Source organism: Paenibacillus sp. GCM10023250, from assembly GCF_042653205.1.
Classification (GTDB): domain Bacteria; phylum Bacillota; class Bacilli; order Paenibacillales; family Paenibacillaceae; genus Paenibacillus_Z.
In genome coordinates this window covers 312,401-325,923 of record NZ_JBHSHY010000001.1, presented here as the reverse complement: position 1 = coordinate 325,923, position 13,523 = coordinate 312,401, and the positions used below count along the sequence as shown (strand labels likewise).

General features: G+C 56.7%; 11 protein-coding genes. All 11 read left to right on the top strand.

What is annotated here, in order from left to right; all coding sequences use genetic code 11:
• The first annotated feature begins 52 nt into the window (after positions 1–52).
• The 11 genes from ACFPB1_RS01480 to ACFPB1_RS01430 all read left to right on the top strand — a co-directional run bounded on the left by ACFPB1_RS01480 (position 53) and on the right by ACFPB1_RS01430 (position 13,512).
• Positions 53–1,408 carry an ABC transporter substrate-binding protein gene (locus ACFPB1_RS01480; protein ID WP_379221109.1) on the top strand — a complete coding sequence of 452 codons (1,356 nt, stop codon included), beginning with the start codon at positions 53–55 and terminating at the stop codon, positions 1,406–1,408.
• Positions 1,409–1,445: 37 nt separating this feature from the next.
• A complete protein-coding gene (locus tag ACFPB1_RS01475; RefSeq protein WP_379221107.1) occupies positions 1,446–2,324 on the top strand; it encodes a carbohydrate ABC transporter permease in 879 nt (292 codons plus the stop codon).
• Complete coding sequence (locus ACFPB1_RS01470) at positions 2,317–3,141, top strand: carbohydrate ABC transporter permease (protein ID WP_379221104.1); 825 nt, start codon at positions 2,317–2,319, stop codon at positions 3,139–3,141. Before ACFPB1_RS01475 ends, ACFPB1_RS01470 begins: the two co-directional genes overlap by 8 nt.
• 77 nt (positions 3,142–3,218) lie before the next feature.
• Positions 3,219–5,189: a right-handed parallel beta-helix repeat-containing protein gene (locus ACFPB1_RS01465; RefSeq protein ID WP_379221102.1), complete on the top strand. Its 1,971-nt coding sequence runs from the start codon at positions 3,219–3,221 to the stop codon at positions 5,187–5,189.
• Positions 5,190–5,201: 12 nt separating this feature from the next.
• Positions 5,202–6,755 (top strand): FAD-dependent oxidoreductase, encoded by a 1,554-nt coding sequence (locus ACFPB1_RS01460; RefSeq protein ID WP_379221099.1) that lies wholly within the window; start codon positions 5,202–5,204, stop codon positions 6,753–6,755.
• A gap of 129 nt (positions 6,756–6,884) precedes the next feature.
• A complete protein-coding gene (locus ACFPB1_RS01455; RefSeq protein ID WP_379221097.1) occupies positions 6,885–8,366 on the top strand; it encodes an aldehyde dehydrogenase family protein in 1,482 nt (493 codons plus the stop codon).
• Positions 8,367–8,561: 195 nt separating this feature from the next.
• Positions 8,562–8,882 carry a metal-sensitive transcriptional regulator gene (locus tag ACFPB1_RS01450; RefSeq protein ID WP_379221672.1) on the top strand — a complete coding sequence of 107 codons (321 nt, stop codon included), beginning with the start codon at positions 8,562–8,564 and terminating at the stop codon, positions 8,880–8,882.
• Positions 8,883–9,316: 434 nt separating this feature from the next.
• Positions 9,317–9,517, top strand: coding sequence for a copper ion binding protein (locus ACFPB1_RS01445; RefSeq protein WP_379221095.1), 201 nt, complete (start codon positions 9,317–9,319; stop codon positions 9,515–9,517).
• Positions 9,518–9,573: 56 nt separating this feature from the next.
• Positions 9,574–12,000, top strand: a complete 2,427-nt coding sequence (locus ACFPB1_RS01440; RefSeq protein WP_379221670.1) for a heavy metal translocating P-type ATPase — start codon at positions 9,574–9,576, stop codon at positions 11,998–12,000.
• An 18-nt stretch (positions 12,001–12,018) separates the two neighbouring features.
• Positions 12,019–12,852 carry a hypothetical protein gene (locus ACFPB1_RS01435; RefSeq protein WP_379221093.1) on the top strand — a complete coding sequence of 278 codons (834 nt, stop codon included), beginning with the start codon at positions 12,019–12,021 and terminating at the stop codon, positions 12,850–12,852.
• A 30-nt stretch (positions 12,853–12,882) separates the two neighbouring features.
• Positions 12,883–13,512 (top strand): nitrite reductase, encoded by a 630-nt coding sequence (locus tag ACFPB1_RS01430; protein ID WP_379221091.1) that lies wholly within the window; start codon positions 12,883–12,885, stop codon positions 13,510–13,512.
• Positions 13,513–13,523: the final 11 nt, after the last annotated feature.

The following is a 13,523-nucleotide window of genomic DNA, read 5'->3' as shown; positions in this document are numbered from 1 at the left end:
CGCAAGCGCTGGAACTATTTTCTGGATCTATTTCAATGTAGGAGGAATGAATATGAAACGGATGAAAGCCGTCTGTATTCCACTCGTCATGGGGCTGCTCATGACCGCCTGCGGGTCCAAGCAAGACGCGGCGCAAGACAACACGCAAAACACTACGCCAACCACCACGCAAGACGTTACGGCGCCTGCCGCCGAACCCGGGAACGACGCCAGCCCGTCCAAGGAAGTGACGCTGAAGATCGGATTGCCAGGCAGCTACGACATTACCAGCGAGAAGATCATCGACGGCTTTCAAGCCAAATATCCCAACATCAAGCTGGAGATCGACGAAGCGCCTTGGGGGGATTTCACGAAGAAGATCGTCACCCGAATCGCCGGCAATAACCCCCCTGATCTGTGGTTCCAGGAGAACGCCGTCATCCTCGGCTACGGACAACGCGGCGTAGCGGAGAATCTCGAACCCTACATCAGCCGCGACCTCAAGACCGACGACTACGTCAGTGCGCTCCTCTCGGCCAAAACACCGGACGGCAAGGTGTACGGCATCCCTCACGGCATCAACCCAGTAGCCCTCGCTTACAACAAGACCCTATTTCAAGCAAACAACATCCCAGTACCGACCGACGATTGGACGTATCCGGATTTGATCGAAACGGCCAAGAAGCTGACCAAGGACACGGACGGCGACGGCAAGCCCGATATTTACGGCTTTCAGACGGGCAACAACATCACCTCCGGCTGGCTGCCCTGGATGAAATCAGCCGGCGGCTCCGCGCTCGATCCGACGCTGACCAAGGCGATGTTCACGGATGCCAAGTCGATTCAAGGCTTGACGAACTGGGCGGATACCATCAACAAGCTGAAGATCAGTCCGACCCGGGAGCTCGCGAAGACGGGCAAGCTGTTCGAGAACGGCAAGTCGGCGATGGTGTTCCTGCAGTACTCGAGTCAGGTGTCGCTCAATAAGAGCAGCCCCGACCTGGATTGGGATACGGTGAAAATGCCGATCGGCGAGAACGGCAAGCGGTTTGTGCCGATGGTGGTGAACGACTGGATCGTCTACTCCAAGGCGAAGCCGGAAGCGAAGGAGGCCGCCTGGACGTTCCTCAAATACTATTTGAGCGACGAGGCGCAAGGCTTCCTGTCCGAGAGCGGAGCGAGCTTGCCCGTCAAGAAAACGGCGATGGACGCGGTCGCCAACCTGACGTTCAAGCCGGCCAATAAGCTCGCATACACGAAGGGCGTGGAGGAAGCGGGCGCTACGCTGGACGAGAACCCGTCGTGGAACGAGTGGCGGGCAGCGGCCAATCCGATTCTGGACGACATCATGGACGGCAAGCGGACGCCGGCGGATGGCGCGAAGGAAATTCAATCGAAGGTGCAGACGATTCTGGATGAAAATCAATAGGCGATGAACTGATTTTCTCGGCAAATGAGGTGCTAACATGCATAGGCAAGGCTACTGGGGCCTCCTCTTCTGCGTTCCGTTCCTTGTGCAGCTCCTGGTGTTCTTTCTGTTTCCCTTTGTCTTCTCGTTCTATTTGACCTTTACCAAATGGGATCTCTTCAACGCCCCGCTGTGGGTCGGGATCCGCAACTGGTCGCAGTTTCTGAGCCAGAAGGTGTTCTGGCTCTCGCTGCGCAACGTCAGCTACTTCGCGCTGCTGTTCGTCCCGCTTCAGACAGTCGCCGCCTTGGTGCTCGCGCACCTGCTGAATCAGCAGATTCGGGGCAAGGCGCTGTTTCGAATGATCTATTTCCTTCCGGTCATTACGCCTTGGGTGGCCGGGGGCATGATCTGGCTCTGGATCTACCACAACGACTACGGCATCCTCAACTGGCTGCTGGAGATGGCCGGCTGGAGCCGGGTGGAATGGATTAGCAGCAGCAAGTGGTGGCTCGTCATCGGCTCCATCGCGGTCGTGAACATCTGGAAGGGCGCGGGCTATTCGATGGTGCTCATCTTGGCCGGCATGCAGAACCTGTCGAAGGATATGCTGGAAGCGGCGCAAATCGATGGCGCATCCGGCTGGACGCTGTTCGCCAAAATTACGGTGCCGATCGTATCCCCGATGGTTTACATGGTCATGATTTTATCGACGATATCGGCCTTCCATGCGTTCGACGTGTTCCTCGTCATGCTCGGCGACATCACCGCCGTGGCGGACCGCAATATGGTGCCGAACATCTTGATCTACCGCGACGCCTTCATGAACTTCAAGATGGGCAGCGCTTCGGCGATGGCTTGGGCATTATTCCTCATTATTCTGGCCATTACCTTGATTCAAAAGGCGACGGAGAGGAGATGGGTGCACTATGAGTAAATCCCCGGTTCAATGGACCGCCTACATCGTGCTCGGATGCGGTGCGCTCATCATGCTGGTGCCGTTCTTCTGGATGATCTCTACGTCGCTGATGCAATCGGGTACCGAGCTGTCGGTGCCGCCGAAGCTGCTGCCTGATCCGGTGGAATGGAGCAACTATGCCAAGGTGTGGATCGAGGTTAATTTCGTCCGGTATACCGCGAACAGCGTGTTCGTGACGATATTGGATTTGGTCGGCACGTTGGCATCCTGCGCGCTGGTCGCCTACGGATTGGCATTCTTCCAATTCCGCGGGCGCAACCTCATCTTCCTGGCGATGCTCGGCACGATGATGCTTCCATCGCAAATCACGATGATCCCGACGTACTTCATCTGGAAATCGCTTGGCGCGCTGGACAGCTACTATCCGCTGGTGCTGCGCAGCTTCCTGGGCAGCGCCTTCGGGATCTTCCTGCTGCACCAGTATTTCAAGTCGCTGCCGAGAGAGCTGTACGACGCGGCTTGGGTGGACGGCGCGAATCCTTGGAAAATCTTCTACATGATCTACATGCCGTTAGCCAAGCCGGCATTGTCGGCGCTCGCGGTCTTCACATTCATCTCGGCGTGGAACAATACGCTGGAACCCTTGATCTACCTTCAGGATAAGAAGCTCTACACGCTGCCGCTCGGCCTGCTGTTCCTGAAGAATGAAGTCGACAACAAGATGACGCTCATTATGGCCGGTTCGGTCATCACGATCGCGCCGGTCATGCTGATCTTCTTCTTCGCGCAAAAGTATTTTGTCCAGGGCATCGCGTCAACGGGACTCAAGGGATAGCCTGTCCGCTGGCCGCCGCGCAGGATCAGGCTCGGCCCGCGGAACGTTCGATTATTTAACGAATGGGGGACTTGGGAATGGAAGAGAAGCGGAAGCAGGCGTCCGCCGCAGACGGGGAGCTTCTGGCGCAGAGCCGCGACGGGCTGGGGAAAGCCCCGGTACTGGTCAGCCGCAGGAAGCTGCTGGCCACGCTCGGAGCGGCCGGGGCGGCGCTGATGGCGGAAGGGATGTTCTCGGGGCGGCTAGGGCTGACGGCGTACGGTAAAGAAGCTGCCGCCGCGAACACGATAAACGGCATCGATCTTGGCAATTACCAGGTCTGTATCGCGACGACCTTAACCCAGCTTCGGACGAGCGCGCTCATTAATCCGATCTTCGCTTATTATGTTACGGACGAGGGGAAGCAAGGCTTCTTCCGCTATGATGCTTCGGATACGGCATCGGCGGATAATGAGGGCACGGTGGTCGTCGGGCTGAGCGGCCGCCGCTTCAAACGGGTATACGGCGACACGCTGTACGCTTCATGGTTCGGGGCGCGCGGGGACGGCGTGACGGTTGAGACGGCGGCGCTGCAGAAGGCACTGGATGCGTCGGCCGGTAAAAAGCTGTTCATTCCGAAGCAAAGCGCCGGCTTCTACTTGACGGGACAGCTGTTTGTCCGCAGCGACACGGTCCTCGAATTCGAGCCGGGTACGGTGGTGCAAGCGATCGATACGCTGAGCCGGAAAGCGCCGTACGAACGGCTGATCCGCCTGCTGGACGTGACAAACGTCCATATTATCGGCAACGGGGCTACGCTGCAGATGAACAAGGCGGTCTACAGCTCCGGCGAGCAGGCGCATATCTTCGATATCAGCGGATCGGAGAACGTGCTGATCGAGCGCATCCATGCCAATGACAGCGGAGGGGACGGCTTCTATGTCGGCGCCTATTCATCCGTGCAGCCCAGCTGCAAACAGATCACGCTGCGCGATTGCAGCGCGAACAATAACCGGCGCCAAGGTCTGTCCGTCACCACCGTCGACGGGCTGCTGGTCGACGGCTGCCGGTTCATGAATACGACCGGGACGGCGCCGAAGAGCGGCGTCGATATCGAGCCGAACAACACGACCGGGCTGGATGTGCTGAAGCGTATCCGTTTCGTGAACTGCGTCGCGGAAGGGAATGTCGGCCGAGGCTTCCTCGTGAATGTCCAGAAGCTGACCGCGCAGAGCGAGCGGGTGGATATTACCTTCGAAGCTTGCCGCACGAAGGGCAATTCGTTCGGGTATTCGGTTAATTACGGCGGAGATGGGGCAAGCGGGGTAAAGGGCGACGTGCGGCTCATCGACTGCGTCGCCGAGAGCGAGCAGTATGCCGGTTATTCGGTCCTATCCAGCTCTCCCGACAGCATCAAGACGACCTATATCCGCTGCAAGGCGGTCAACTGCAACACCGTCAACGCGCCGGACGATCTGTACGGATACGGGTCTTCGTTTATCGTGACCACCGTTCCCCAATTCCCGCGAATCGCCATCGGCAATGTGGAGTATCACGCTTGCGAATCGATCGACGAGCGTCCGGCGCCCCTCATCGTCAGAGGCTTCTCGGTCAAGAAAAACGCAAACGAGCAAATCCGCGGCATCACGTATGTGAACTGCAGCGCCAGGGGCGGCTCGCCAAGCTTGTACGCCATCGACGGAACGACGGAGGAGCTGGTCATCTCGCATGCCTGGCAGCCTCAGCTGAAGGTGGGCGTCACGGGATCGGTCAGCCTCGATTCGATGGGCTGCAGGCTGGGCAATAGCGATGCGTCCGGCGATATCGTGCTCACCCTGCCCCAGGCGAGGAAAGGATTTACCTATTCGTTCATTGTCGAGCAGCCTTACCAGCTCCAGATTGCCGCCGCAGCCGGGGGATGGCTGCTGACGCCGGCGGGGAGCCGAACGGCCATTCAATCGGCTACGCCGGGCTGCTCGGTCACGCTGCTGGGCAGAGCGGACGGCGGATGGGAAATAACGCAGGTGATCGGCGACTGGTTCGCCGCATCGGAAACAATCGCTCGTTAGGGAAGAGGGATGATGGTGGGGAAATTTGAGGCCTTGTTCTACTATTCGAAGCAGCGTCAGACGGCATCCAGCCAGAACCCGCAACGGATTGAGGCGGATCTATGCATCTACGGGGGGACCCCGGCGGGGATCGCGGCCGGCATCCAGGGAACCCGGATGGGGCTGCGGGTCGTGATCGCGGAATTCGGCGTCCACCTGGGCGGCATGACGGCGAGCGGCCTTGGCCGGACCGACATCGGGAATAAGGATGCGATCGGCGGGATCTCCCGCGAATTCTACCGCGCGCTGGGCCAGCATTACGGAAGCAGCGAACCGGATGGCTCGGCCTGGGCGTTCGAGCCGCATGTGGCCGAGCGAATCTACGCGGAATGGGTCGAGCGCGAGGGAATACCCGTCTATTACGGGCAGCATCTCGCGAGCGTGGCTCGCCGGGACGGTCGCATCGCGGAGCTGACGATGGAGAACGGGAATACGTTTCAAGCGGGCATGTTTATCGATGCGACCTATGAAGGCGATCTGCTCGCGATGGCTGGTGTGTCTTATCACGTGGGGCGCGAGGCGAACTCGGTGTACCGGGAGACGCTGAACGGCATCCATTTCGGACATCCCAAGCACAACTTCTATGCCTGGGTCGATCCGTATCGGGTCGAAGGGAAGCCGGACAGCGGCCTGCTGCCCGGCGTCAGCGATGCCGAGCCCGGCTATCAGGGGCAAGGGGACCGCAGCGTGCAAGCCTACAACTTTCGCATATGCTTGACGAACGTGCCGGGCAACCGGATTCCGTTCCCGCAGCCGCCGAATTACGATCCGGACCGGTTCGCGCTGCTGGCCCGCTATTTGCGCACCGGCGTATGGGATACGCTTGGCCTGAATGTCATGATGCCTCGGGGGAAGACGGATCTGAACAATCGGGGTGGCTTCAGCACCGACCATATCGGAGCCAACCATCGCTGGCCGGAGGCGTCCTACGAGGAACGGGAACGGATCTATCAGGACCATGTGAACTATGATCTTGGGCTGCTGTATTTTCTGGCGAATGACGACCGCGTCCCTGCGCCGATCCGGGGAGAGGTTCGCGGCTGGGGCTTGCCGGCCGACGAATTCGTCGACACGAACGGCTGGCCGCATCAACTATACGTGCGGGAGGGCCGCCGCATGATCTCCGACATCGTGATGACGGAGCACCACTGCCGCCACTACGTGAAGGTAGAAGATTCCGTCGGCCTGGCCGCCTATACGATGGATTCGCACAACTGCCGCCGGATCGTGCTGGACGGCCGGTGCGTGAACGAGGGGAACGTCGAGATCAGTCCTACCGGTCCCTATCCGGTGTCCTACCGAGCGATCGTGCCCAAAACGGAGGAGTGCACCAACCTGCTCGTGCCGGTGTGCTTGTCCGCCTCGCATATCGCCTACGGCTCCATCCGGATGGAGCCGGTGTTCATGATTCTCGGACAGTCGGCCGCAACGGCCGCCGCGATGGCGCTGGAGAAGGGCTGCGCGGTCCAAGAAGTAGACTACAAAGCGCTTCGGCTCCGGCTGGAGCTGGACGGGCAAAGGCTATAGAATAGCAGACTAGACAAGAACTTGATGTCATTTCCGCCGGAGCTGTGGTTGTCTAGTTATTAAATTGGACATTCCCCCATATATCTGTGATTGTAGCGAAATCAATGATAAATGGAGGGATGCAGACGAATGGCACAAGAAGTGAAAGGGATTCAAGCCATTGAGAATCAACTCAAGATTCCGCAGCAGCTGTTCATCAATGGTCAATTCGTACCTTCGGCAGAAGGCAAAACATTCGTAAGCTACAACCCGGCAACGGGAAAGCCGCTTGCGCGGGTGCACGAAGGCAAAGAAGAGGATATCAACCGTGCCGTTGCCGCGGCAAGGCGCGCCTTTGACAGCGGTCCTTGGCGTACGATGAGCGCCTCCGAGCGCGGCCGGCTCTTGTTTAAACTCGCCGATCTCATCGAAGCCAACCGGGAAGAGCTTGCGCAGCTCGAATCGCTCGATAACGGCAAGCCAATCCGCGAAACGCGCACAGCCGATCTTCCGCTGGCGATCGATCATTTCCGCTATTACGGCGGATGGGCAACGAAAATTACCGGACAAACGATTCCCGTTGCCGGTCAGTACTTCAATTACACCCGCCACGAGCCTGTCGGCGTAGTCGGGCAAATCATTCCGTGGAACTTCCCGCTGTTAATGGCGGCTTGGAAGCTGGGGCCGGCTCTGGCTGCGGGCTGCACCGTCGTATTGAAGCCCGCCGAACAAACGCCGCTGTCCGCGCTTTATTTGGCAAGGCTCATTCAAGAAGCGGGCTTTCCGGAAGGCGTCGTGAACATTGTCCCCGGATTCGGCGAGACGGCGGGGCAGGCGCTCGTCAATCACCCCGACGTGAATAAAATCGCCTTCACCGGCTCCACGGAAGTCGGCAAACTCATCGCGCGTCAAGCCGCGGACCAGATCAAACGCGTCACCCTCGAGCTTGGCGGTAAATCGCCGAACATTATATTGCCGGACGCGGATCTCTCCCGCGCCATCCCCGGCGCGCTCTCGGGCGTGATGTTCAACCAAGGGCAGGTATGCTGCGCGGGCAGCCGCGTGTACGTGCAGAAGAAAACGTATGACAACGTGGTGGCGGACATGGCGTCCTACGCCGCCAAGATTAAGCAGGGTCCCGGTATCGAGGCAGACACGGAGATGGGTCCGCTCGTGTCGCTGGAGCAGCAGCAAAAAGTGCTGGGCTATATCCGCCAAGGGCGGGTGGAAGGCGCAGCACTGGTATGCGGCGGGGAGGACCGCTCCGATGCCGGCTACTTCGTCAAACCGACGATCTTTGCCGACGTGGACGAGTCGATGACGATTGCCCGCGAAGAGATTTTCGGGCCGGTCGTCTGCGCGATTCCGTTTGAATCCATCGACGACGTGATCGACCGCGCCAATAACAGCGAATACGGACTTGCCGCCGGCCTGTGGACCGATAACCTCAAGAACGCGCACTACGTAGCCAACCGGCTTCACGCCGGCACGGTGTGGGTGAACTGCTACAATGTGTTCGACGCCGCTTCTCCGTTCGGCGGCTATAAACAATCCGGCATCGGGCGCGAAATGGGCGATTATGCGCTCCGCAACTACACCGAAGTCAAAAGCGTGTGGATTAACATGCAGTAACCAACATACGTTCGCAAAGCCAGGGCCGAATAAAATAGAAGCCGCCAGTTTAATTGGCAGCTTCTATTTTTTTTTTTTGCAAGCAATGAAATTTTGACTGCGCGTTCCTGTCATTGTATAGGGAGTGGGGGTATAGTATAATAATAAAACGAGGAGGCGAATCTTATGAACTTGGAGCTGGAAAAGGTGGAGCAAATGAACGAACATGATTCGAATTGTTGTTCGACGGACGGGGCGGAACGAAAAAGCCATCATTCGGATAAAGTAAAAAACAACCTAATTAGCCGGTTGAATCGGATCGAAGGTCAGGTAAGGGGACTGAAAGGGTTAATCGAGAAAGATACGTATTGCGACGATGTTTTGAATCAGATCGCCTCCGTCCAGTCCGCCTTGAACGGCGTAGGTAAGCTATTGTTGCAGCATCACCTTCACAGCTGCGTCGTCGAACGAATCCAGGACGGAGATACCGAAGTCTTGACGGAGCTTATGGTCACGATGAATAAACTCATAAAATGAAGAGCGAGCAGCGAGCAGCTGCTTTTTTTTGCGCTATTAGATAGGGCGGGGGAGTATTTTGCTCCTCTAAGGATTGATGAAAATGCGATAGAAGGATCGCTTGCGAGGCATTCTGTCACAGAATCGCGGTAAATTTCATCTTAGTTGATAAAGGACGGAATAGCGAACAGGAATGGAGAATGAAACGGTTCTGCAATGTGGCAATCGTCGGCGGAGGCATTGCGAGTTTGGCGGCATTGATTGAGTTGGTCCGGGCGGGCGGGCGATTTCCGTCAAGAAGAACGGGGTCCCCTTCAATCTGGGAGGTCATGCAATCGTCAGAAGAGGGAAGTGAGATATTTTGTGGAAAGGCCTTGAGAAATATAGGGTGGTGGGGTATACTACATTCGAGAGCTGGAATGACAATCCAATTCCGGATGAAGGGAAGAGAATAAATGAGAAACACGACGCTGCAAGTTCAAGGTATGAGCTGCCAGCACTGCGTAATTTCCATCGAAGGGGCGCTCAAAGAAATCGGTGCGGTCGGAAAAGTGAATCTCCGGAACGAATCGGTGGAGGTAGCTTTCGATGATAATCAAATCTCGCTCGAACGGATCAAAGAAACGATTGAAGAACAAGGATACGACGTGGTGTAAATCATCCAAAAAACGAGGAGTGAACGATTGTGGAAACCACAACTTCGCTAGAAACCATGCAAACGACATTGCAAATCGCGGGCATGACTTGCGCCGCTTGCGCCAACCGAATTGAAAAAGGCCTGGGTAAATTGGATGGCGTCACTTCCGCCAATGTCAACTTTGCATTGGAAAAGGCAAGCGTCACGTTCGATCCCGCGAAGGTCGGCATCGAAAATCTTGAAGCGACCATTAAGAAGCTCGGGTACGACACGGCCAAAGAAGTGGCCCAGTTTCAGCTGGAAGGGATGACTTGCGCCGCTTGCGCCAACCGCATCGAGAAGGGGCTTAATAAGCTGCCCGGCGTATCGAATGCCACCGTGAACTTTGCCATGGAGACGGCCCGGGTGGAATATTCGCCCGGCGAAGTCTCGATTGCGGATATGCAAAACAAAGTCAAGCAGCTTGGTTATAAAGCGATCGCGAAGAAGGACAACGAAGATGGATCTGATCGCCGCGGGAATGAAATACGCCATCAAAAACGTAAGCTGCTTATCTCGGCAATCCTCTCACTCCCGCTCTTGTGGAGCATGGTCGCTCACTTTTCGTTTACCTCCTGGATCTACGTGCCCGAATTGCTGATGAACCCATGGATCCAGCTTCTCTTGGCCACTCCGGTGCAATTTTATGTCGGCAAACCGTTTTACGTAGGGGCCTATAAGGCCCTTCGCAATAAAAGCGCGAATATGGACGTCCTGGTCTCCCTTGGAACGTCTGCCGCGTACCTTTACAGTCTGTATGTGACGATCGATTGGTTCGCCATGGGAGACGGCATGCATCACAGTCCGTCCTTGTACTATGAAACGAGCTCGATCCTCATTACACTCGTCATCCTGGGGAAACTGTTCGAGTCCCTCGCGAAGGGCCGGACATCGGAAGCGATCAAATCCTTAATGGGGTTAAAAGCCAAGACGGCGCTGGTCGTTCGTGCCGGTCAAGAGATGACGATTCCGGTCGATGAAGTGATCGCAGGCGATATCGTGCTCGTTCGTCCCGGCGATAAAGTTGCGGTGGACGGGGAAGTGCTCGAGGGTGAGTCGTCGGTAGACGAATCGATGCTCACGGGTGAGAGTCTTCCGGTTGAGAAGAAGCCCGGAGATGCGGTTATCGGCGCTACGATCAACAAAAACGGCATGCTTCGGATCAAAGCAACGAAAGTCGGCAAAGAAACGGCGCTAGCGCAAATCATCAAAGTCGTGGAAGAAGCGCAAGGCTCGAAAGCGCCGATTCAAAGGGTCGCGGACGTGATCTCCGGCATTTTCGTTCCGATCGTGGTTGGCATCGCGGTCATTGCTTTCCTGGTATGGTATTTCCTCGTGACGCCCGGTGAATTACCCGAGGCGCTGGAGATTGCGATCGCCATCCTCGTCATCGCGTGCCCGTGCGCACTTGGATTGGCAACGCCGACATCCATCATGGCAGGATCGGGACGCGCGGCAGAGCTCGGCATTTTATTCAAGGGCGGGGAGCATCTCGAACAGACGCATCGAATCGACGCGATCATGCTCGACAAAACCGGCACCGTAACGAAAGGGAAACCGGAATTAACGGACGTATACGCGGAAGGGAATGTAACCGAGTTCCTCCGGCTCGTCGGCGCGGCTGAGAAAAATTCGGAGCACCCGCTGGCGGAAGCGATCGTTGCGGGGATCCAGGAGAAAAATATCGAGCTTCCGGGTACGGATGCTTTCGAAGCCATTCCGGGTTTCGGGATCAAAGCCGCCATCGAAGGCAAACAGCTGCTAATCGGTACGCGCAAGCTCATGGAAACGTACGAAGTAGAGGCGAAGCATGCGTATCAAGCGATGGCACATCTAGAAGAGGCCGGCAAGACCGTTATGCTGGTTGCAATCGACAATCACTACGCCGGAATGGTCGCCGTGGCGGATACGATTAAGGAAACGTCGAAAGCTGCTGTCAGCCGTCTGAAAGCGATGGGCATTGAGGTCATCATGATCACGGGCGATAACGAACGGACTGCCAAGGCCATCGCGGCTCTTGTCGGGATCGACCATGTGCGCGCGGAAGTGCTTCCGGAAGGGAAAGCGGAAGAAGTGAAGAAACTGCAAGCACAAGGCAAGAAAGTAGCCATGGTCGGAGATGGGATCAATGATGCGCCTGCCCTCGCGACGGCGGATATCGGCATGGCGATCGGCACGGGTACGGACGTAGCCATGGAAGCGGCGGATGTGACCCTGATGCGCGGAGACCTGTCGAGCATTCCCGATGCGATCTACATGAGCCGCAAGACCATGAGCAATATCAAGCAAAACTTGTTCTGGGCACTGGGCTACAACACGCTCGGGATTCCGATTGCCGCGATTGGTTTTTTAGCACCGTGGGTTGCAGGTGCGGCGATGGCTTTAAGCTCGGTATCCGTAGTACTGAACGCGCTCCGTCTGCAGCGGGTTACCATAATACCCGAACGCTTGAACATTAGATAGGAACGGGGGGTATTCTTAATGAATACGAGATGGATGTTGGTTGGCAGTATGCTTGCCCTCAGTCTGCTAACTGCTTGCGGGAACGCCACTAAAGCCGGTCATGCCGACCATGGTGCCAGTCACCAGGCGACTAGCGCCGCAACGCCAACCGGCAGCTCAAGCGGACATGGAGGGCACGGAAGACACGGTACCGATCAACCTGCCGAAGCCAACAACCTCCAAGCGTCGTTTACATTTGCATCGGGACCAGCCAAAGCCAACGAACGTACGGAAATGGACATTCAAATCACGGGTCAGGACGGAAAGCCGGTGATGGAGTTTGAGCTCAATCGTGAAAAGCTGCTGCATCTCATCATCGTGAATCACGAGTTTGCGATCGAGACTTCTTTCCCGACCGGAGGGGATTACAAAGTCATTGCCGATTTCATTCCTAAAGGCGGATCCAGCGTGACGCGCAGTGAATGGGTGAAGGTGGAGGGGACAGAAGGGGTGCATGCAGACATCAAAGCCGATGCGAAGCTGGAGAAAATCGTCGATGGAAAGGAGGTTGAACTCTCCCTATCCGGTACGAAGCCGGCAGAGGAGGTAACCCTGACTTTCAATATTCTTGATGCCCGGACCAAAGAGGGGATTCGTAATCTGGAGCCTTATCTGGGAGCTGTCGGTCATGTCGTTATCCTTTCCGCGGATGCCGAACAATACCTCCATGTCCACCCGGTCAATGAAACCGCGACCGGCCCTAAGGCAGAATTCGCAACCTCATTCCCAAAGAGCGGCACCTATAAGATATGGGGGCAATTCCAACATCAGCGCAATGTCTTTACGGTACCGTTCGTAGTCGAGATTCAGTAATCCAGACAATCGATGAGAGGAGAGATTCCCTTGGCGGACAAGACCAAAATTGCCGTAAGCCCTCCGATCCAGCTGGGCGGGAGCCTGTTCACGCCGCAGCAGCTGGCGATTATCGGTTCCGTTGCAGGGGCAGATGCCAAAATCGAGATGACTTCATTCAAACAGCTCTATGTCGAGGTTCCGGTTGGACGGCGGGCAGCGATCTCGGAGGAGCTTGAGCGTCAAGGACTTGAAGTAAATCCGGCGGGATTCGCGACGAAAAGCTTACTAGCCTGCAACTTCTGCAAAGGGGCCGAGGAGGCGGGACTCGAAACGGCCAAAACGCTCAATCGAGCGATCGCCGGCATCGAAACGCCAACGCCTCTGAAGATCGGCTACGCGGGATGCGCACTTGGCACCAGTGAACCGCTGCTTAAGGATATCGGCGTTGTGAAAATGCGAGATACATTCGACATCTACGTTGGCGGCGAACCGAAGGGGCTGAAGACGTCCTTCGCCAAGCTGCTCGTGAAGGGAATAACGGAAGACCGGCTCGTGCCTTCCATCTCCGCTCTTATCGATTATTATAAAGAACATGCCAAAGGCAAAGAAAAGTTCAGCAAATTCGTGGATCGGGTCTCGCTTGAAGCGCTCCGGCAGCTCGCGCTGAACGGAAGGTAAGGAAGCGATCC

Coding starts and splice junctions, on each gene's coding strand:
- ACFPB1_RS01460 (WP_379221099.1), top strand. CDS start 5,202: ATGGTGGGGAAATTTGAGGCCTTGTTCTACTATTCGAAGCAGCGTCAG.
- ACFPB1_RS01445 (WP_379221095.1), top strand. CDS start 9,317: ATGAGAAACACGACGCTGCAAGTTCAAGGTATGAGCTGCCAGCACTGC.
- ACFPB1_RS01470 (WP_379221104.1), top strand. CDS start 2,317: ATGAGTAAATCCCCGGTTCAATGGACCGCCTACATCGTGCTCGGATGC.
- ACFPB1_RS01435 (WP_379221093.1), top strand. CDS start 12,019: ATGAATACGAGATGGATGTTGGTTGGCAGTATGCTTGCCCTCAGTCTG.
- ACFPB1_RS01450 (WP_379221672.1), top strand. CDS start 8,562: ATGAACGAACATGATTCGAATTGTTGTTCGACGGACGGGGCGGAACGA.
- ACFPB1_RS01440 (WP_379221670.1), top strand. CDS start 9,574: ATGCAAACGACATTGCAAATCGCGGGCATGACTTGCGCCGCTTGCGCC.
- ACFPB1_RS01475 (WP_379221107.1), top strand. CDS start 1,446: ATGCATAGGCAAGGCTACTGGGGCCTCCTCTTCTGCGTTCCGTTCCTT.
- ACFPB1_RS01480 (WP_379221109.1), top strand. CDS start 53: ATGAAACGGATGAAAGCCGTCTGTATTCCACTCGTCATGGGGCTGCTC.
- ACFPB1_RS01455 (WP_379221097.1), top strand. CDS start 6,885: ATGGCACAAGAAGTGAAAGGGATTCAAGCCATTGAGAATCAACTCAAG.
- ACFPB1_RS01465 (WP_379221102.1), top strand. CDS start 3,219: ATGGAAGAGAAGCGGAAGCAGGCGTCCGCCGCAGACGGGGAGCTTCTG.